General features: G+C 43.0%; 19 protein-coding genes. 8 read left to right on the top strand and 11 right to left on the bottom strand.

What is annotated here, in order from left to right; translation table 11 throughout:
* Nucleotides 1-89: 89 nt before the first annotated feature.
* Nucleotides 90-551 (bottom strand): hypothetical protein, encoded by a 462-nt coding sequence (locus tag A8C56_RS07020; protein ID WP_067753811.1) that lies wholly within the window; start codon nt 549-551, stop codon nt 90-92.
* A gap of 261 nt (nt 552-812) precedes the next feature.
* On the opposite strand from A8C56_RS07020, the gene A8C56_RS07015 reads away from it, so the two are divergent.
* On the top strand, nt 813-1,799 hold the full coding sequence (locus tag A8C56_RS07015) for a glycosyltransferase (RefSeq protein ID WP_067753809.1): 987 nt from the start codon (nt 813-815) through the stop codon (nt 1,797-1,799).
* Between the two features lie 67 nt (nt 1,800-1,866).
* Nucleotides 1,867-3,000: a glycosyltransferase family 4 protein gene (locus tag A8C56_RS07010; RefSeq protein WP_067753807.1), complete on the top strand. Its 1,134-nt coding sequence runs from the start codon at nt 1,867-1,869 to the stop codon at nt 2,998-3,000.
* 95 nt (nt 3,001-3,095) lie between these two features.
* On the opposite strand, the gene A8C56_RS07005 is transcribed toward A8C56_RS07010, so the two are convergent.
* Nucleotides 3,096-4,229, bottom strand: coding sequence for a glycosyltransferase family 4 protein (locus A8C56_RS07005; RefSeq protein ID WP_067753804.1), 1,134 nt, complete (start codon nt 4,227-4,229; stop codon nt 3,096-3,098).
* On the bottom strand, nt 4,226-6,712 hold the full coding sequence (locus A8C56_RS07000; protein WP_067753801.1) for a YfhO family protein: 2,487 nt from the start codon (nt 6,710-6,712) through the stop codon (nt 4,226-4,228). Before A8C56_RS07000 ends, A8C56_RS07005 begins: the two co-directional genes overlap by 4 nt.
* A gap of 160 nt (nt 6,713-6,872) precedes the next feature.
* Between A8C56_RS07000 and A8C56_RS06995 the strand changes: the two genes are divergently transcribed.
* The 3 genes from A8C56_RS06995 to carA all read left to right on the top strand — a co-directional run bounded on the left by A8C56_RS06995 (nt 6,873) and on the right by carA (nt 9,164).
* Nucleotides 6,873-7,181, top strand: a complete 309-nt coding sequence (locus tag A8C56_RS06995) for a hypothetical protein (RefSeq protein ID WP_067753798.1) — start codon at nt 6,873-6,875, stop codon at nt 7,179-7,181.
* The gene (locus tag A8C56_RS06990) at nt 7,156-7,959 is read left to right on the top strand and encodes a queuosine precursor transporter (RefSeq protein ID WP_067753795.1); all 804 of its coding nucleotides are present in this window, start codon (nt 7,156-7,158) and stop codon (nt 7,957-7,959) included. Before A8C56_RS06995 ends, A8C56_RS06990 begins: the two co-directional genes overlap by 26 nt.
* Nucleotides 7,960-8,057: 98 nt before the next feature.
* Entirely contained in the window at nt 8,058-9,164 is a 1,107-nt protein-coding gene (gene carA / locus A8C56_RS06985; RefSeq protein ID WP_067753792.1) for a glutamine-hydrolyzing carbamoyl-phosphate synthase small subunit, read from the top strand.
* On the opposite strand, the gene A8C56_RS24375 is transcribed toward carA, so the two are convergent.
* The 8 genes from A8C56_RS24375 to A8C56_RS06940 form a co-directional block, all read right to left on the bottom strand.
* Nucleotides 9,133-9,555: a hypothetical protein gene (locus A8C56_RS24375; RefSeq protein WP_169818752.1), complete on the bottom strand. Its 423-nt coding sequence runs from the start codon at nt 9,553-9,555 to the stop codon at nt 9,133-9,135. The genes carA and A8C56_RS24375 overlap by 32 nt on opposite strands.
* A gap of 436 nt (nt 9,556-9,991) precedes the next feature.
* The gene (locus A8C56_RS06975) at nt 9,992-10,540 is read right to left on the bottom strand and encodes a hypothetical protein (protein ID WP_157097901.1); all 549 of its coding nucleotides are present in this window, start codon (nt 10,538-10,540) and stop codon (nt 9,992-9,994) included.
* 11 nt (nt 10,541-10,551) lie between these two features.
* Complete coding sequence (locus A8C56_RS06970) at nt 10,552-11,916, bottom strand: lipopolysaccharide biosynthesis protein (protein ID WP_157097900.1); 1,365 nt, start codon at nt 11,914-11,916, stop codon at nt 10,552-10,554.
* A gap of 233 nt (nt 11,917-12,149) precedes the next feature.
* Nucleotides 12,150-12,911, bottom strand: coding sequence for a triose-phosphate isomerase (tpiA, locus tag A8C56_RS06960; RefSeq protein WP_067753778.1), 762 nt, complete (start codon nt 12,909-12,911; stop codon nt 12,150-12,152).
* Nucleotides 12,908-14,035, bottom strand: coding sequence for a putative sugar nucleotidyl transferase (locus A8C56_RS06955; RefSeq protein WP_067753775.1), 1,128 nt, complete (start codon nt 14,033-14,035; stop codon nt 12,908-12,910). Before A8C56_RS06955 ends, tpiA begins: the two co-directional genes overlap by 4 nt.
* A 91-nt stretch (nt 14,036-14,126) precedes the next feature.
* Nucleotides 14,127-14,375: a type B 50S ribosomal protein L31 gene (locus tag A8C56_RS06950; RefSeq protein WP_067753773.1), complete on the bottom strand. Its 249-nt coding sequence runs from the start codon at nt 14,373-14,375 to the stop codon at nt 14,127-14,129.
* A gap of 189 nt (nt 14,376-14,564) precedes the next feature.
* Entirely contained in the window at nt 14,565-15,056 is a 492-nt protein-coding gene (locus A8C56_RS06945; RefSeq protein WP_067753770.1) for a YajQ family cyclic di-GMP-binding protein, read from the bottom strand.
* Nucleotides 15,057-15,268: 212 nt separating this feature from the next.
* Nucleotides 15,269-15,850 carry a TrmH family RNA methyltransferase gene (locus A8C56_RS06940; protein ID WP_067753768.1) on the bottom strand — a complete coding sequence of 194 codons (582 nt, stop codon included), beginning with the start codon at nt 15,848-15,850 and terminating at the stop codon, nt 15,269-15,271.
* Between the two features lie 911 nt (nt 15,851-16,761).
* Between A8C56_RS06940 and ppk1 the strand changes: the two genes are divergently transcribed.
* From ppk1 to A8C56_RS06920, 3 genes are all read left to right on the top strand, one after another.
* Nucleotides 16,762-18,816 (top strand): polyphosphate kinase 1, encoded by a 2,055-nt coding sequence (gene ppk1, locus A8C56_RS06930; protein WP_067753763.1) that lies wholly within the window; start codon nt 16,762-16,764, stop codon nt 18,814-18,816.
* A 1-nt stretch (nt 18,817) separates the two neighbouring features.
* On the top strand, nt 18,818-19,699 hold the full coding sequence (locus tag A8C56_RS06925; protein WP_067753760.1) for a Ppx/GppA phosphatase family protein: 882 nt from the start codon (nt 18,818-18,820) through the stop codon (nt 19,697-19,699).
* Nucleotides 19,700-19,956: 257 nt separating this feature from the next.
* The gene (locus tag A8C56_RS06920) at nt 19,957-20,529 is read left to right on the top strand and encodes a GNAT family N-acetyltransferase (RefSeq protein ID WP_084490071.1); all 573 of its coding nucleotides are present in this window, start codon (nt 19,957-19,959) and stop codon (nt 20,527-20,529) included.
* Nucleotides 20,530-20,676 lie beyond the last annotated feature (147 nt).

The raw sequence follows: 20,676 nt of genomic DNA, 5'->3' as shown, positions 1-20,676 counted from the left end.
CCTTTTGAAAAAGCCATTCTTTACCTCCTGTGGTTTTAAAAAGAGTGATCAAAGACAGTTTTGAAGAATGCTTTAATCCTGTTCATTCATTAATTGACTCTTTCTAATGTTATATTACCAGAACCTGTTAAAGGAGGAATATTGCTCCATGTACCTACTAAAGTGCCCGAACTATTCCAGGTAGCAGTGATTGTTTCAGTAATACCAACATTTTCATCAGCTCCATACACACAAGTAAAAGAGGCATTAAAAGTAGTATCATTTAAACTCCATGTTCCGGTAGACAAATGTTGTTGAGTACCCAATTTAGAATCGACTATTAAAGTACCATCTGGTTTAACAACCAATGAATAATATTGGTTTCCCCATCCTGGCTGCCCGTTAACACTATACGTTCCGATCCACAATCCGTTAACTTGGTATATTCCTCTAGCTTTGGTCGAAGCCCCGTCTAACTGTGCAGCCGCTTTTCTGCAACTAACTGTTTGAAACAAAAGAATCGTTAATGAAAGAAAGCTCAGTACAACTGAAGCCATGAATACTTTTTTCATGATGGTTATATTATTTGGTTTGGATAGAAAGGTTTATAAAAAAGAGAGAAAAACAAACTGGCACAGCTGTTCTTCTCATTGCAGTAATGAGTTGGAGGGCTCCTTGGTTTCATAGATAATAATTGTAAAAAGGAAGTTAATAACTATTTTTCAACAAAAAAAATATTTTTATGGTACTCATACCGCTTATTAAACAGTATATAAAACCAGGCTATTTTTTTAAATGCTATTTTCGGGCTTCCTAATTCTATATATAGTAACGTGAGTCATCAATTTTCCATCATACTACCCGTAAAGAACGGCGGCCGTTATGTAAAAGAATGTATCCAAAGCGTGCTGGCCCAAACCTATACCCGTTTCAATTTTATCATTCTTGACAATAACAGCACCGACGGAACCACGGAATACATCCGTTCGTTGAAAGATCCCCGGATCATTTTACACCGCTCGGAAAAAGACCTTGAAATGGCTGCTAACTGGAATCGGGCGCTATCAGTGCCCACAAACCCTTTCATCACGTTTATCGGGCATGATGATGTGTTATACGCTAATTACCTGGAAGCAATGCATTGCCTCATCAGGCAATACCCCGAAGCTTCCATTTATCAGACCCATTTTCAGTACATCAATAAAGACGGGCGCCCGGTGCGACCCTGCCAGCCAATGCCGGAAACAATGGATGCAGCAGCCTTCCTTGAAGGTGAATTTAAGCAAACCATTGACAGCATGGGTACCGGTTACCTGTTTCGTGCAGCTGACTTTATCCGTTGCGGAGGCTTTGATGCAGCTTATCCCAACCTGCTTTTTGCTGATTACCAATTATTCGTAAGCTTAACTGCACGTTCTTTTATAGCTGTATCCCCACAAACCTGCTTTTCTTACCGGTTACATAACAGCCTTTCAATAAGTACAAATGTAGACCGGTACCGGGTTGCGTTTGACCGGTACATCCATTTCCTGAACAGGCTTCGCCAATCTTCAGCACAGGCACAGGAAGCCATCAATACCAGCGGGGCTGATTTCCTTATGTTTTATTGCCGGAGCCTGAGCCACCGGCTGGCCAAATCGCCTGTAAAGGAGCGGTATACTGCCGGCCGGTTCATAGGTGATTGCAAACGGTATGCTGCGCTACTGGGCATCCCGGAAAAATTCAGGCCCTATGCAGATCCTACCCTGCTACTGGCGGCGTTCCTGGATTCCAACCGCTTCACAGGCCGGCTCTACCGGTTGATGCGGGGCATCCAATAGCCGTATACGTTGCAAATTCATCCGCAACAATAATGCATCCCTGCAGACTATCCTTTATTTTTGAACCATGAACATAGCAATCAATTGCTGGAACCTCAGAAATAAAAATATTGACGGTATCGGCAATGTCATTATCGAAACCATTTCCCGGCTGATCCGGCAGCACCCTGAAATACATTTCCAGGTATTGTGCGATAAGAACTTTAACGGGGATTATTTTGATTTTCCAAACGTTCAGAAACATTTTATCTTCCCACCCTATCGCCATCCTGCTTTATACATGCTTTACCTGGATGGGGCATTACCTTTATTCCTGAAGAAAAATAAGACCGATGTATTTGTTGGCATGGACGGCATGATCAGCCTGCGTACGGCATGCCGGCAACTGGCTGTAATCCATGATCTCAACTTTGAGCACTATCCAAAGGACCTTTTGCTTAGAAACAGGCTTTATTATCGGTTTTACTTTCCGCGGTTTGCCCGTAAAGCAACCCGCATCGTAGCAGTTTCCGAATACACAAAAAAAGACCTTATCCGGCTGTACCATGTTGATCCCGCTAAGATTGATGTAATGCATTTAGCAGCGAAGGAAGCGTTTCAACCCTTATCTGCGGATGCGATAAAAAGCACCAGGAGCAAGTACTCCGGTGGACATCCTTATTTCTTTTTTGTAGGATCCATGCATCCGCGTAAAAATATACCCCGGCTTTTACAGGCTTTTGACCGGTTTAAAGCGCAGACTAAAACCGCCACCAAACTGATTCTGGCGGGTAATTTACAGTGGAAAACCGAAGCATTGCAAACCACCCTGAAACAATTGCGCTACGCAGATGAGGTGATTTTTACGGGCAGAATCGATGATCCGGAGCTTGTAAACTTATTGGGTGCCAGCCAGGCCCTTGTATTTGTACCTACCTTTGAGGGCTTTGGCCTCCCGATCGTGGAAGGGTTTCAGGCCGGCGTTCCTGTTATCTGCAGCAATACATCGTCTATGCCCGAAGTTGCAGGCGAAGCCGCATTACTGGTTGACCCTTTTAATGTAGATGCAATCGCCCGGGCAATGAAAGATATAGCAACAAATGAGCACCTACGAAATGAGTTCATCCGCAAGGGAAGCGCCCGATCACGGGAATTCAGCTGGGATGCATCCGGCAGGCAGCTGTATCAAAGCATTCGGGCAATGATTGCTGCCGGTCATTAAGCGTTGCCTGCTCTAAAATTTAAGAATATGACATACAGGGCAATGGAGCTGCCATCGTTATTAAATACGGATCACGCCTGTTTTCAGAAGATCTCTTAAATTGCGCTATCTTGTATAAACTGTATGGCCTTTTGTGCAATTTTATCCCAGGAAAAATAATCATAAAAAGCTGCCGGCATAGCCGTTTTACCGGCTTTCAGCAGGGCAATCATTTCAGCAACAAAGCTGTTGATATCCTTATCAGCAACAACCCGCAGGTTGTTATCCGTTATTTCAGCAGGAACGCCATAGGCGCCTTTTTTAAAGGACACAGCAGGTGTGTTCGTTCCCAAAGCCTCCACCAGCTTGGTTTTTATTCCCCCTCCGTCAGCTATAGGGTTTAAAAACAGATCTGCTGCGGCAAAGTACAAATGGATATCATCAACATATCCTTTAAAAAGAATATGATCTGCTTCCTGTTCTTTAAGGCCGTTATATTGCGCGGGGAGCCCTTTTCCGCAAATAACAATCCTGTAAGGTTTTGTAAACCGATTTTTAAATAAGGGGGCAATGTCTTTTATGATAATGTCAACCGCATCAAGATTAGGCTGATAGTTCAACGTGCCGTTAAACAGTAAGATGCGGGTATCTGCAGGTAGTTCCAGTTCCCGGCAAAGTTTTTCCCTGGCAAGCTCCTTTTCTGCAAACGGGAAATGAGACAGCACCGTTCCATAAGTGATTACCGTGCATTTTTCCGGGGAAATAAAATACGTTTGTATAGCATAGTTCCTGTCTTCCGGGGAAATAAAAAAACTAAGATCCGCCAACTGATGTATTTTCCGTTCATAGCGAAACAATAGGTTCCACCACCACTTACCCAGGTCCTTAAAGCGCAGCGCTTCTATATTGTGGGAATGAACAATGATCTTTGTTCCTGCAAATTTTTGCAACAGGTATCCTAACCAACCATAATAAGGATGCTCGATGATAAGATAATCAATACGCTGCTGCCGCAGCAGCTTCCTGATCTTAAAAAACAGAAAAACATTTACATACCGGAATTTATTCTGCGTGCTGCCCAGTACCGGAATGGTTGTAAACAATTTACCAAGCGGCTGGTTCTCCTGCACCGTAAAGCAGGTAAGATCACAGTGATCCGACAAATATTTCAGAAAATAGTAGATCCCTTTTTCCCCGCCGGTTACGGGAGGAACAACGCTGTAAGAAACTAATGAAGCAATTTTTATCAAGCCGATGCCTTCGTTTTCCTGTTTTTGTCAATCCACCATTGCATACCCAATCCGCCCAGTACGAACAGTACCACCAGTATGGAACTGATATAAGAAATGGTCAACCCTCTTTTTACTTTTGGCGGATCAAAAACAAATTGCACCGTATGCTTACCTGCAGGCACCACTATCCCTCTCATAAAATAATCGGTTTTCACAATAGGCACTTCCTTTCCGTCAATAGCAGCCGTCCAACCTGCCGGATAATACACTTCGCTAAATACGGCGAACTGGGTAGTATTGCTGTTGGTGGTATAGGTTATTGCATCATTGGTGTATTTGTTCAGTACAATAGTAGCCATCGTATCAGCCTGCAGCCCACTGATGGATGCTGCTGCTGACTGCGGTACAATAGCAGTATCTTTTAAATGTGTATTTCCGATTGCCTGAAGTTCGGCGGCATCATTAGGCTCGGGTTTTACGGCTTTTACAAACCATGCTGCGCCGTAAGCACCGGGGTTCGGCAATACCATTTGCTGTCCCTGCTGGTTCTGGGTAACCAGGTATTTTGTATCCAACGCGTTCAGTACTTCCTGAGACGGCATTCCCTGGCTAAAGTAGCGTTCAATAACGTCCTGGTAGATCCTGAGCTTGGCCGGATGGTAGCCTAATACGGACCGGTGAAAATAAGCCGTATGATTGCCGTTCATTCCCTCAGCCATATTCAGCACCCGGAAATGAGGATCTTTGTCCTGCAGGATCTGCTCATCGACAGGAGTTTTTACAAATACAGCTGTTCCGCTGTCCTTAGGAACATAATAATCATCTGTTAAATATTTCTTGTCAACTGACCATAGATCAATAAAAACGATCAATGCCAGTATGATGGTAGCCACCGCCGGTTTGAAGGCATTCTTCAGGTACAGGTAAAGAACACCCAGCACCAGTGCAGCAAATAAAATGGTTCTTAAGATCTGGCCGCCAAACAGTGCCTGCCGGTCGGCTTTTAACCCTGCCAGGATCGCGGGGTAAATACCGGAGTTCTTGTCAATATTGCTCATTTCAAGGATCTGTTCCGCATAACCGGGCGTATAGCTCTGTCCCAGGTATACCAATCCTAAAAAAACAATCAGCCCGCCAAATGCGTACAGGATCTTTTTAAAATTCTGTTGCAGGAGCTCTTTTCCTCCCGGAGCAAAGAAGAGCTGCTGTGCTGTGATCACGGCCATTACCGCTAAAGTCAGTTCAGGGATCACAAGGGCCATTGATGGTGCCCTGAATTTATTGTACAATGGAAGATGCTCCAACAGCACCTCATTGAATCCTGCAAAATAGCTTCCCCAGCTCATGACAACAGCCAGTATCGTTGCAATCAGCAATCCCCATTTCACGGGCCCTTTTACAATAACAAAACCCGCCAGTGCCAGCAGGCAAATGATTGCTCCAACATAAGGCGGGCCGCTGGTACCAACTTCCCCCGGCTTAATCATCCCTCCCCAGTAAACAGGCAGGTTAGCAAATTGCCCAACCTGGTTAGCAGGCATCCCCATGCTGGTAAGACGGTCAATAACCTTAGAATCCTCCCCTATAGTATTGGCAGAGCTTCCTCCATATGCATTAGGCATCAGCATTACCAAAGGCTCCGGCATTTTCATACTATAGGAAAGCGCATAATCTTTATCCAAACCGGTAGTCTTTGCTTCCTTTACCTGGTCTCCCTGTATGTCAACAGATTTTCCTCCACGCATGGTATAATCTGTATATTCTTTTGTTGTGGCAAAAGATAAATAATAAGATCCCAAACCTACAGCAGCTGCTATACCGCACAACACAACAGCAACTCCTATTTGTTTAAAGTCTTTTTCCTTGATCCATTTAACAACATAGAACACCGTTATCAGCCCTGCAATAATAAAAAAGTAATAGTTAATCTGTGGGTGATTGGACATCAGCTCCATATAAGCACCAAGCGTTGCCACAGCCAGTCCCGACCAGTATCGCTTTTTAAAAATCAGCAGGAGGCCAGCCAATAACAAAGGCATATAGCCGATGGCCAGCATTTTTGTATTATGGCCGACTGAAATGATCACGGGGTTATAAGTAGAAAAGCCATAGGCCAACGCGCCTAATATGGAAACAACCGGGTTCAGTCCCAACGCTATTCCAAGAATATAAAAACAAATGCAGGCAATAAATAAGAAATTTGCAGGTTCGGGAAGCCACAGTCCAAACACCTTATTAAGATCAGGCAGTACCGACTTTCCTTCCATTGCAATCTGGTAATTAGGCATGCCGCTGAACAGGTTGGTATTCCATAACGGCATCTTACCCGTTTTTGCTTTCACGTCATACGCGTTCTGGGCTGCCCCCTTCCAGCCTACAATGTCATGCTGCTGCAGTTCATTGCCTTCTAAAACGGGTTTGCAGAAGATCAGTGATACAATAACAAAAATAACAACAGCAATAACGTGCGGAATACTCTTCTTTAACCAGCTATTTTTCATACTTCTTTATTAATGTGCGTGATGTTCAATTTTCGACGCCGGATACTCGATGTCCGATGCCAGATGCTCGATACTGAATATCCAGTGTCCAGTACCCGATATCCTGTATCAATTCTTTATAAAGTGAGCAAAATAATGCTATTTTACAAGAAATTAGTTGATGCGCTGGTTAATATTTTTATCAAAAGTGGCTTTTTTATGCGGGGTAACGGTCATCCTGGCCCTTTCATTACTGTTTTATGAATGGAATAAGGGCGAAACGGTCAGTTCCTCCATCATTACATCAGGCTATGTGCTGGGGCTGGTAATGATCCCGCTGATTAATGTTATTTACCTGATCTGCTGGGCCGCCGGCAAAAAACCGGGGGCTATTGTTCCTAAATGGATCATTATTTTCAATATCCTTTGCCTCCTTCTTATTTTTGTTTATATATTTTTTATAAATGATCCATACTATCATCAGGCATAAGCCTACGCGGCTTTATATACTGCTAGGCGCTTTTTTTGTGACCAACGCTATTGTTGCAGAAGTTATAGGAGTAAAAATATTTTCGCTGGAAAAAACACTGGGAATTGCACCGTTCAACTTCAATATTTTTGGGAACCCCTTTTCTTTCAACCTCACAGCCGGGGTGCTGCTGTGGCCGGTTGTCTTTATCATGACAGATCTTATTAATGAATATTACGGTATGAAGGGGGTACGCTTCCTCTCCTATATTGCTGCGGGGCTTATCGGTTACACCTTTCTTATGTTCCAGGGCGCTATTTTCCTGTCGCCAGCCGATTTCTGGGTAACCAATTATACCCGTAACAATGTGCCTAATGCAGACCACGCTTACCGGGTAATGCTGGGACAGGGGTCCTGGATCATCGTCGGTTCTCTGGGGGCGTTCCTCCTGGGGCAGATCCTGGATGTGGTCTCCTTTCACCGGATTAAAAAAGTGACCGGTGAAAAGGCGATCTGGCTGCGTGCTACCGGCTCTACATTAATTTCCCAGTTGGTAGACAGTTTTCTGGTACTATTCATCGCATTTTACATCGGTCCTCGTGTTTCTTCCAACCAGGGCGCTCCCTGGAGCCTGAAGCTGGTCCTCAGCATCTGCGTGGGCAATTATATTTATAAATTCATTGTTGCCATAATAATGACACCCGTTATCTACTGGATCCATAACTGGATTGAAAAATACCTGGGGCATGAAACAGCAGCAAAAATGAAACAGCAGGCTATGGGTAAAGAAGCAGGCTGATTATCCACATATCTGACTAAAAATTATTCATCAGAAGCCTCAATTAAGGATTTTTTATTTTACCTTTGCGTGATTTTTTAATTTCCAATACAAAATAAATGTCTGATACTCAAGCGCCCGCAATTTTACTTTTGGAAGATGGAACTGTTTGCACCGGTAAGGCTTTCGGAGCCATCGGCACTACTACCGGTGAGATATGTTTTAACACCGGCATGACCGGCTACCAGGAAGTGTTCACAGACCCCAGCTATTACGGCCAGATCGTGATCATGAACGCTGTGCACGTTGGCAATTACGGAGTGCTCGATGAGGATGTAGAGTCAGACAGTGTGAAGATCCTGGGGGTCATTGCCAAAAACCTTAATGAGAACTATTCACGGAGAAAAGCCGTGGGCTCGCTGGATGCCTATTTAAAAAAGAATAATATTGTTTCCATCCATGATGTGGATACCCGGGCGCTGGTAACCCATGTACGCACAAAAGGCGCTATGAACTGCATCATTTCTTCGGAGATTTTCGATATTGAAGCGTTGAAAAAACGCCTGGCAACGGTACCATCAATGAACGGCCTGGAGCTGGCCTCCAAGGTAAGCACTAAAGAAGCCTATGAGTCCGGAGATCCTCAATCCCCAATACGGATTGCGGTAATGGACTACGGGATCAAAAGAAATATTCTGAAATGTATGACAGACAGAGGTGCCTATGTAAAAGTGTTCCCGGCTAAAACACCGCTGGAGGAAGTAAAAGCTTTCAATCCGGATGGATACTTTATCTCCAATGGCCCCGGTGATCCGGCTGCAATGGATTACGCGGTGGCACAGCTACAACAGATCCTGGATGAGGAAAAACCGGTATTTGGCATTTGCCTGGGGCATCAGCTGCTGGCTCTGGCCAATGGGATTGCTACTTTCAAAATGCATCACGGGCACCGGGGGCTGAACCATCCTGTTAAAAATTTAATTACAGGCAGGTCTGAAATCACCACTCAGAATCATGGGTTTGGAGTTGACCCCGATTCTGTAAAGGCATCTGATTTAGTAGAAGTGACCCATGTAAATCTTAATGATCAGTCTGTTGAAGGCATCCGGGTAAAAAACAAGCCGGCTTTCTCCGTCCAATATCACCCGGAAAGCACACCCGGCCCGCACGATTCAAGATACCTGTTTGATGATTTTATGCAGATGATCCACGCTTCAAAGAACTGACCCAGGTTTGCAGCCTTGCCCAACCGGCTGCAGGTATGAACAGGAAGGCCAGTACACAAAGCTCAATAAATACCACATCGGCAAAAAAGCATAAAAGACCATGTATTAAAAAGATGAGGACAAACAAAACTTTGTCCCATTTTTTTGTAAAAAAACCAACGATAAAAAAACCTTCCAGCAAAAAAATGAGCTTTGCACCGGTATTCGTCAGCAAAGGATGCTCCAGAAAAAAACGGTACAGAAACGCCAGTTTTCCAGCAGGGTCTTCATACAAAATATACGCCACATTCTCTTTCAGAGATTCTATTCCAAAATCAGGTTGCCAGAAGGAGCCGTTAATCATTTTCCATAACAATGATGAAAAATAAACCCAGCATGCAAAGTACCGCATTCCCTCCCACAGGATTTCAAAGTCAGTATCCTTTCTTACACAAAAGGGGATCAGAATAAGCATCATACCGGGTAACAGATGCGTATTATGTGTAAGATACAGGTTGAAAGACAAGGCTAGCAACCAAAACAAAGCAGTAAATACTATCGCATAAATATTTTTTTGCGGCTTCAGGAAAAACAAAACAACAATTATAAATAACACAACAGTAAAAAGCACACTCCCTATGGTATTGTGAATAATATAACCATCAATATTTAAAAGTTTATATGCCCAAAGGGCATAATCCATATCAATCCTGCTGAGTACCGGTTTCTGCAACTGGCAGGGAAGTAAATGTGAGTACAATCTCCATAGCAGTATCATTATAAAAAATAATAAAACCGAACGGGTGATGAGGCCTCTGTACAGCGCTAAATTCCGTATGGCTTTTGCACTATTCATTTACTAATAATTGCTTACTAACAACATGCACATTATTGCTTACTTTATCATAAGCCAGCGTAACTGCATAAATCTGTAATGTCCGGATAGTATCCCCGGTATTGGCGCTTATATATCTTTTATACCACTCTGGGTATTGTTTAATCTCATCAGATGAATTATAAAGCTTTTTAACAGCCCTATCCGGTACCACTTTATACTTTTTTATAAAATGGGCGCCTCCTTGTTCTAATATGTCTTTATAGCCATTTGCAACACATGCTGCATACCATGGAACAGTATAAACGCTCATTATTCTTTTATGATGGTCCCAGATCCAGGGCTTATAGTAAAGCTGACCATTGTATATAGTGCTGTAAACAGTTTGCGTATCTGCCTTTATCGGAAAAGAATATACATCCCACAATAGAAAAGGAGAAATATTTATCCGCTTATACCCTGCTACTCCAATGTATAATAGAATACCAATAAAGAAAACAAACAACTGCTTATTCTTTTTATATACGACCCCAAAAAATGACCTAGATAAATTCGTTATCATCAAATTTCTATTTACGACAATTTTCTTTTTAAATGAATGGCATCAAAACAGATTAAAGCCAGACTTAAAGCTACAAGAAAAAAGGCGCCCAGTAACAATTGAGTCAATAAACCCAGATCAGGTGTTATGGCCTGTTTCACAAAATACATAACCAGCAATGCTAATAACAATTTTCCTGACCAATTTATAAACGGAATAAACTTATATACAGGCGTATGAAGGTATTTTGATGATTTGTACGTATAATAGGCTGACTGAACATACGTACTTATAACAAAGGCTAAAGCAATTCCTTTCAGCCCTATCCAAAAATAAAGCAGCGGCATTAAGATCACTGCCAGCACAATATCCATCAGGGCCCCGTAATTTATGATATCGCCTCTTTTTAAATATTGCAATCCTGTTGTATGGATATTGGCGCGTACGGGAATGACCAAAATTGAGAAAAGAAAAATGCCTACCGATGCCAGGTATTTTTCAGAAAACAGGAAAACAATAATTTCCCTGCTAAAAAAAAATAAATAAAAAAAAAGAGGAAAAGCAATGCAGGACAACAGCCTGCCGTTGTTATATATGGTTTGAGCAACCAGCTTATAATCCGTTGTATTTGTCAAAGACATCAGGGCAGCGCTGCCAACAGCCGTGAAAACCAATGGTAAAAAAGGTATATCATATGTGCCATTTACATAAATGGCCGTTTCCTCATTCTTTAACAGCAGCGATATTAAAAATTTATCCAGCCATACGGCCGTGGCGGTAAGTACGGCATAAGTGTACATCTGAAAAAAAAAGGGAATGTGCTTCTTATATTCTGCTTCAGAAGTATCTTTTTTGCCGCTCTTAGCCATCCATTTTCTTAAAAAAACAGCCGTTATGCTATTCTTAAGAACCAGCAGCGATGCCAACAGGATAACAAGCTTGTCTAAATGCCAGCCTCCTTTTAATACAATTAAATGAATAGCCAGAAAAGAAAGCGCGTACAAAAAGTTTACAACAATTACAAACCTGAACTTTTTTAATGATAGTAATATGGCCTCAAAAACCATGGCCACAGCAGATGCCATAAGCACAATCATTGCCACAAAAAAATGAATGTGCTGATTCCATTGCAATATTCCAAAAACAGCCCCGGAAATAAGTGTTAATATGCTGATAATCGTCCATTGCCTTTTATTGATGCAAACCATAAAATCAATAATCTGTTCCGGGCTAAAAACGGGCAATGACAAATGAAGCCCCCATGTTGTTATGATGTTAAACACGCTAAGCTGTACCCAAAATCTTTGATAGGCACCATAATCATCTATTTTTAAATTGTGCGCCAGAAAACACATCACTAGCACTAATGATGCGGTGGTGAAAAACCTGGCAAACAAAATATTTACAGATTTAGAAAATAACTTATTATATAAAATGTTACGCTCCACAACAAGGTATTACCAAAAGAGGTACCAAAAACAATGTTTACAAAAGGATTACCGTTCTGTCCGCAACCGATTAGCATTTGTTGTTAATCAGACGTTATTTACACTGCTGATCTGCCAGTGAGCGGACAGCATAACAAAAGGGACTTTTGATCAGTCCCTTTAAAATCCTGTTATCTACTTTCTTATTTCAGTGCTTTAATGATCTCCACAAAATCAACTGCAACCAGCGATGCGCCGCCTACCAGTCCGCCATCAACATCCGGGCAGGCAAATAATTCTTTCGCGTTGCCGGCTTTTACGCTTCCGCCGTAAAGGATAGAAACGGCATCTGCAACTTCCTGGCCGTATTGTTTGGCAATTGCAGAACGGATAAAGGCATGCATTTCCTGTGCCTGGCTGGTAGTAGCCGTTTTACCGGTGCCGATGGCCCAGATAGGCTCATAAGCGATCACTACATTCTTCAGCTCTTCTGCAGAAACATGGAACAAAGATTCCTGTAATTGTTTCTCCACATATTCATTCTGGGTGCCCGCGTCGCGAATGCTCAAAGGCTCGCCACAGCAGAAAATCGGTTTCATTCCGGCTCCTAACAGCAGATCCACCTTTTCAGAAATATCCAGGTTGGATTCGTTAAAATATTCCCTGCGCTCACTATGACCGATGATGCAATATTTAATATCAATGGATTTAAGCATGTCTACTGAAACCTCTCCTGTATAGGCCCCGGACTTTTTGTTGGAGCAGTTCTGCGCCGCCACATAAAAGTTTTTAAGGGTGTTCACCTTTTCATTTGCCATCATCAGGTAAGGGAACGGAATACCAAAGATCACTTCCTGGTTATCTTTGGTTTCAATGTTTTCATCAAAAATATCTTTTAATAACTGCTGGCCCTCCACATACGTTAAATTCATTTTCCAGTTAGCTGCTGCAATTTGCTGTCTCATGATTTCTTTGTTTTTGTTTGATAATAAATATGGGTAATTTGTTCTTTTTCTCTTGTCGTCATTGTTTGCTTTTTGGTTTGCATCCAGCGCTCCAGGTGCTCCAGGATCTTTTCTGCTTCATATAAAACAGCATCATTATATCCCCAGGAAAAAGAGGGAATCCATTTTGGGGTCAGCCCCTTTCCAAAAACATTTGCACAAACTCCTATCACAGTTCCGGAGTTGATGGAAGTGTTAATGGCTGTTCTTGTATAATCCCCCATTAGTACGCCGCATTTCATGCCGGCTTTATAAACGCCTGATGGCAAAATTACACTAATATTTCCAGCTGTATTTTTTAAATTGCTGTTGCTGGTACCGCCGCCCAGGTTGCACCAGCGGCCTATTACCGCATCGCCTATATACCCGTCGTGCGCTTTATTGGAAAAAGGAAAAAAGACGGTGTTTTTAATTTCGCCGCCAACCGTGCAACAGTAGCCTACAGTGGTGCCACCGTAGATCCGCGTGCCCATTTTGACCACCGCATTTTCTCCAATAAATACCGGGCCGCGTATGCAGGTGCCTTCCATTATCAAAGCATTTTTTGCGATATAGACCGGCCCTTCTTCCGCATTAATAACAGCGAAACGGACAGAGGCTCCTTCCTCAATAAAAACAGCATTACCGGTGAACCGGTTGCCATCAGGGACGGGCACTGAGTTACGGCCCTGCGTCAGTAACCGGAAATCAAAATGCAGCAGGTAAGCGTTGTGCTCAAAAATGTTCCAGCCAAATTCCAGCCACCGCAATGCATTACCTGTTAAAACCTCAACCGGCTTCCCGGAAAAGGCTTTATGGCTTTTTCCCAAACCAATGATGGCAGCACCACCTTCTCTATCCAGCTCAAGAAAATCGCCTTCCTTAAAGTTTTTCAGTAAGGCAATCAGTTCTTCCGAAGGCAGCAAATTAGCAGGAACAACCCATTCACCCCCGCTACCGGAGGGCAATTCCTGCTCCACGATCAGTTCCCAGCGTTTCCGGTTGCTCAGCATTCCGGAAGGAATATCTTCAACCCGCGTTGTAAGACAAAACGGGAACAATTGCTCCTCTTTATAATGATTATGGGTAAATGTGACCGGGCTCATAAATTGAGGGTCCTAAGATAATCAGAAACCACTTTAAAAACAAAACCCCGTCCTGTTAAGGGCGGGGTTAAAAAAGTCCCACTGCGGGTAATTATTTTTTTGCGTATTTCTTTTTGAATTTATCAATACGGCCGGCAGTATCCACCAGCATATTTTTACCGGTAAAGAAAGGGTGAGAAGTGCTGGAAATTTCCAGTTTTACAACAGGATATTCATTACCATCTTCCCATTTAATGGTTTCTTTTGAATTGGCGGTAGAACGGCTTAAAAAAGCTTCACCGTTGCTCATGTCTTTGAAAACTACTAAACGGTAGCTTTCCGGATGGAGACCTTGTTTCATAATTGTATGATTTTTAAGGTTGTACGGATTTTGCCGTACTGTTATTAATAAATTTTGAAGTGCAAAGGTAGGATATTAAATATAGAATGTGAAATATTAAATTTCTGAAGACAGAAACGGATAATCCATGGTTGATGATTTTTTTTCCGGGTGCAGGATGTAATAGTCTGAACACTGACATTTTCTATCTTAACTCCGCATATTTTCCACTTGCAGCGGCAGGCCCAGTTCCCAGGTTCTGGATGCCTGGATCACTGTTTGCAGGTCGTCGATCTTCTTCCCCGTTACGCGTACCACATCGTCATGAATGGATGCCTGCACCTTCAGCCCTGCATCCTTGATCAGTTTTACGATCTTTTTGGCATCTTCCTGCCTTAGCCCGTTCCGTACCTCTATCTCTTTTTTCCAGGCTTTACCCACCTGGCTCCCCTCCTTTCCCAGGTCAAATGCCTCCGGGGCAATTCCCTGCTTATGCGCACGGTTTACCAGCACATCCAGCAGTTGCTTCATTTTCATATCGTCCTCCGTTTCCACATTGATCTTATAGGCTTTTTTATCCAGGTCAATAACCACATGCGATCCCTTAAAATCAAAGCGGTTTGTAATTTCTTTTCTTACCACATTCACAGCATTATCCAATGCCTGCGCATCTACCTTACTCGCAAAATCAAATGATGGCATATTTTATAAATTTTGAATGATGAATTTAAAATTTTAAATGTAAAATAACAAATCCCTTTCCACCTCTTTTACATTTTACATTCCCTATTTATTATGGTCGATAGTCCATGGTCAATGGCTCATGATTTCCCCGGATCTGCCTTTATCTGATCTCTTCACGAATCTACCGGAATTCTCTTTACTTTTACATTTTACATTTCTTATTTATTATTTTACATTTCTATCCCCCATTGTTGCCGCAACTGCTCATGGTAAGCACTGTTTCCTTCCTCCTTATACAGGCCGGCAATACTGCGCTGCCTGTAGGCTTCGTAAATGCTTACCGCGCAGGCCACGCTGATGTTCAGCGACTGAATGATGCCTACCTGCGGAATAATAAAATTTCCATCCGCCAGAGCCCGTATCTCTTCACTTACACCATCGTGCTCGTTCCCGAAGACCAGGGCAATGTTTTGTGTAAGATCCAGGTCATATAACCCAACGGCATCGCTGCTCAAATGCGTGGTCATTATTTTATCGTATCTGCTCTTCAAAACAGCAAAACAGGCAGCCGCATCTTCAAACTGATGCACAGATAACCACTTTGCTGCGCTGGAGCTGCTTTTAGCGCCCCATTTCTTATGCCTCGGGATTCTTGTATTTAAAATATAAACATCCTGTATCCCAACAGCATCACAGCTGCGCATTACCGCAGAAATGTTATGCGGGTCAAACACGTTTTCCAGTACAATTCCCAGTCCTGGCTGACGGTGACGGATCACCGTTTCCAACTTCTGCCGCCGTTCATTCGTCATGAAAGATTTTTAGATGCAAAGTTAATTACAATTTATAATGGTCCGCGGAATCAGCGCAAGTGCACAGGGTGAACGCATAAATCAGTAAACGATTATGCCACAGATGCACGAATCAATAAATACGTTTTTTTCTTTTAAAATGAATACAAATGAAGCGGTATCAAGAGTCGTTTTTACAACGGAATGTCGTTCTGAACTTGTTTCAGAATCTATTAATAATCATATGTGATTTTTAGATACCGGACAAGGTCCGGCATGACGATATTGACTTTTGATACAGCCAGTATTCGTGCCTGCCCGTCCGTTCAGCTACTCTTTATACATATCTTTTGCTAATTATTATGTGCTGCTTTTCTCTTGTCTTTCAATTCCGGGATACAATCGCGACTACTGCAGCCAACCGGCGTTGCTTTTCATTTGGAATCTTCATGTGCGCGGATGGCCAAAAGGAGGCCCGCCGGCAGGCGGATGACAAGCCCTTTATGCGCATAATTATTATTGTTTTTGGCGCTTATGAGCTCTCTCCGGCTGGTTGCAACTTTTTGTGGCGATTGACAAAAGGTTGAAAAGAAAATAGATGAGTTGCTGGTCTGGTATTGTATCAATACTCCGCAACTCAATAAAGACAAGAATCACAATTACTGCACGAACCCTGCTAACAAGGTGAGTATTCGTGGCATTGTGAATTAACTTTATTCATAGCCCATTTCAGTAAAAAATAAATTGATGCGCCTGCGCTGCGCAAATACACCGTAGACAGCCTGTGATCAATAGCAGGCACCTGGTAATCTATCATAAACAGTACCGATAAAAATTTAATATAAAGATAAATCTCCAAATGCTCAAACCTCAACAATAACCATTAATTCTGCCGATAAAGTGTTATTATTGTGTATATACGAAGAACAACTATGCAAAAGGTCATACCCAGAGACATCAGCTGGCTGGCATTTAATGGCCGGGTGCTGCAGGAAGCTGCTGATCCTACTGTGCCGTTAAACGAACGTATAAAATTCCTGGGCATATTCTCCAATAACCGGGATGAATTTTTCCGGGTGCGCATCGCTTCGCTGAAGAGAATGCTGCGCATTGAGTCCAAGCTCAATATGCACCCGGAAAAAAATCCAAAGAAGATCCTGGAGCAGATCCACCGCCTTATGGACACCCAGCAGGAAGAATTTGAGCACGTATGGAAAAATGTGCAGCGCAGTCTGAACCGCAATAAGATCTACCTGAAAAATGCTACGCAGCTGACCCTTGTTCAGAAAAAATTCATCAGGGAATTTTATGAAACTGAAATAAGCCCCAACATCATTCCCCTGATGATCGAGAACATAAAGAAATTCCCCAACCTGAGGGATAAATCCATCTTTCTGGGGGTCGTAATGCGTAAAAGTTACAATCGCCAGGATAAAAAATTTGCGATCATCGAAGTACCGGTAACCGCTGTTGGCCGGTTTATTGAATTACCTTCCAAAAGCGGGCAGCATGACATTATGCTGCTGGAAGATGCCATCATCTTTAACCTGCCGGATATTTTTAAATTCCTGGGGTACGACGAATTCCATGCCAATATCTTCAAGTTCACCAGGGATGCGGAACTGGATATTGATACCGCTGATAATACCACGCTGATCCAGAAGCTGGAAACGGGGCTGAAGAACCGGAAAAAGGGAACACCTGTTCGTTTTACCTACGATGAAAAAATGGATCCGGAACTGCTGCATTATTTAATTACCCGCATGGGGTTTGGAAAACAGGATGCCATTAGTCCGGCCGGCGCTATTCATAACTTCCGGCATTTTATTGATTTTCCTGCAAAGGTCTTTAAAAATGTAAGCCGGCGCAAAGAGCCTTTTGACCATCCTTTACTGCTGGAGCAGCGCATTTCAGATGTTATCACGCACCGGGATGTTTTACTGAGCTTTCCCTATCATAATTTTACGCCGATCATTGACCTGATCCGTGAAGCAGCTTTCGATCCCGAAGTACATTCAATAAAGATCACCTGCTACCGGCTGGCAGCGCAATCAAAGATCATCAATGCGCTGATCAATGCTGTTCGCAATGGAAAAGAGGTTATTGTTATGCTGGAACTGAGGGCTCGTTTTGATGAAGAAGCCAATATGGAGTGGAAACAGCGTCTGGAAGACGTAGGGGCCACCGTGCTTACGGGCTTCCCCAATATGAAAGTGCATGGTAAATTGTGCATCATCAAAAAGAAAAAAGGCAACCGGACAACCCATTATGGTTTTGTAAGCACCGGCAATCTTAACGAAAAAACGGCTAAGGTATATGCAGATCATTGCTTGCTGACATCCAATAAAAAGATCATGGCGGACATTAACCGCTTTTTCTCTTACCTGGAAAAGCCAAAGCTCAACGAGCCGGTCCTTGCGAAATGTACTACCGTTATTCCAAGCCCTTCCTATATAAGGACCTTTCTGGTGAAGCTGATCGACCAGGAAATTGCTGCTGCCCGGAAGAAGAAAAAAGCAGAGATGATCATTAAAATGAACTCGCTTTCAGACCTTGAAATGATCCAGAAGCTGTATGAAGCCGCAAGAGCCGGTGTGGTGGTCAAACTGATTGTACGTGGCATCTTCTGCATGCTTTCCCAGAATAAAAAATTCAAACATAAAGTAACTGCCATCAGCATTGTGGATGAATACCTGGAGCATGCAAGGGTCTTTGTATTTCATAATAACGGCAAGCCCAAGGTATTTATCTCATCAGCAGACTGGATGATCCGGAACCTGGAGCACCGGGTAGAAGCTACCTGCCCGGTTACCGATCCGGTATTAAAGAATGAGCTCATCGACATCCTGAACATTCAGCTAAGTGATAATGTAAAAGCACGGGTGCTGGATAATGAGCTAAAGAATAAATATGTGCAATCGGCTTCCAGAAAACTACGATCACAGGAAGCCATTTATAATTATTTGTTCAACAAAAAATATTCATAAATTGAAATTAGCGGCAATTGATATCGGCAGCAATGCCGCCCGTTTACTCATTGCAGACGTGCGGCTTTTAAAAAAGAACAAACCGGAATTTATTAAGTCCAACCTGGTACGGGTGCCCCTGCGCCTGGGCTTTGATGTTTTTGAAAACGGTGAGATTTCAAAGAAAAAAACAGGCCACATCCTCAGCACCATGAAAGCCTACCGCAACCTGCTGGATGCTTATGAGGTGCAGCATGTGAAAGCCTGCGCCACTTCTGCCATGCGCGATGCAAAAAACGGGCAGCAGATCATTCGGCAGATAAAACAGGAAACCGGCCTGGAGATCGAGATCATTTCGGGCGACCATGAGGCCGCGCTGATCTATGAGAGTCATGTTGCAGATACATTAACAAAAAATGAATCTTATTTATACATAGATGTGGGCGGTGGCAGTACAGAACTTACCTGCTTTACCAACGGGGTCATGAGCTTTAAGCGCTCTTTTGATATCGGCACCATCCGGCTGTTAAAACAACAGGTAACAGAGCAGCAATGGGAAGCAATGAAAAGCTATATCCGCAGCCAGGTAAAAGAAATAAAAAAGATAACCGGCATCGGATCCGGCGGCAATATCAACAAGATCTTTTCATTATCCAAACGCAAAGAAGGCCGTCCGCTTTCATTGGAACTCCTGCGCGATTATTATAAAGCATTCAGCAGCATGAGCCTCAATGAGCGCATCAGTAACTTTAAGCTGCGTGAAGACCGCGCAGATGTTATTGTTCCGGCCCTGCTGATCTATATTAACGTTTTAAAATGGGCAGGCGTACAGGAGATACTGGTGCCCAAAATAGGGCTGGCAGACGGGCTCATTCACAGTTTGTATGATTCCATAAAAGAATAAGCGCTGGGGCTGACCAAAAACTCTGTTTATAAGCAGACTGCCGTTCTGAACTTGTTTCAGAATCTATCACAAGCAATCACTATTTTAGATGCTGAAATAAATTCAGCATGACAAAAAGGGCTTTTTGGTTGCCCCTTTTATATTGTAGACTTAGACTGCAGGATATAGCTTTGGCACTACAAGTGCCTAAGAGCGGCACCGATTTTATTTTCTGAACTGCTTTTGGTACCTTTGATCAGCAATTAAAGGATAACTGCATGGGTGCCATCATATCGCTTGAAACAGAAAGAGTGTTCCTTAAACCCACTGATGAAAATGACGCAGCATTCATCTTTTACCTGATGAATGCCCCCAAATGGTTAAAATATATCGGCAACAGAGACATCACTTCTTTTGAAAAAGCCAGAAAATATATTTTGCAGCGCATCAAGCCACAACAGGAACGCCTGGGCTTTGGGAACTTTACTATTATCCGGAAAGCCGATCATAAAAAAATAGGAACCGTGGGGTTGTATCATCGCGAGGGCCATCCTGCACCGGATATTGGCTTTGCATTGTTGCCCAGGTTTGAAAAAATGGGCTATGCCTTTGAAGCCGCTCATAGATTAATTGAAGCGGGGTTTGACCTGTTTGGACTGGAAAAGATCTGGGGCATCACCAGCCCCGGCAATCTTGCATCCCAAAAGCTGCTTTACAGGCTGGGATTAAAAATGACAGGCACGATCCGCCTGCCCGATGCCACAGAGGAGCTCTATCTTTTTGAAACACTGAAACCCGAGCATATGCTTACCCGCGAGCAGCAGTTGTTTCCCCGGGGCATTGCATTTTAGATCAGTTTCTACCCTGATTGCTGACAGCATTCTTAAGCAGGAATGAGCCGTTGATGCTGTATCCAATTCAGATAAATAATTTTTTTTACCTCCTCTTTTTATAACTCTTTGAATAAGCCGGCTCTATGAGACAAATTGAAGAGTAAT

Source organism: Niabella ginsenosidivorans, from assembly GCF_001654455.1.
In the GTDB taxonomy this organism is placed as follows: domain Bacteria; phylum Bacteroidota; class Bacteroidia; order Chitinophagales; family Chitinophagaceae; genus Niabella; species Niabella ginsenosidivorans.
Note: the sequence above shows the minus strand (reverse complement) of the source record. Positions and strands in the feature narration are given on the sequence as shown.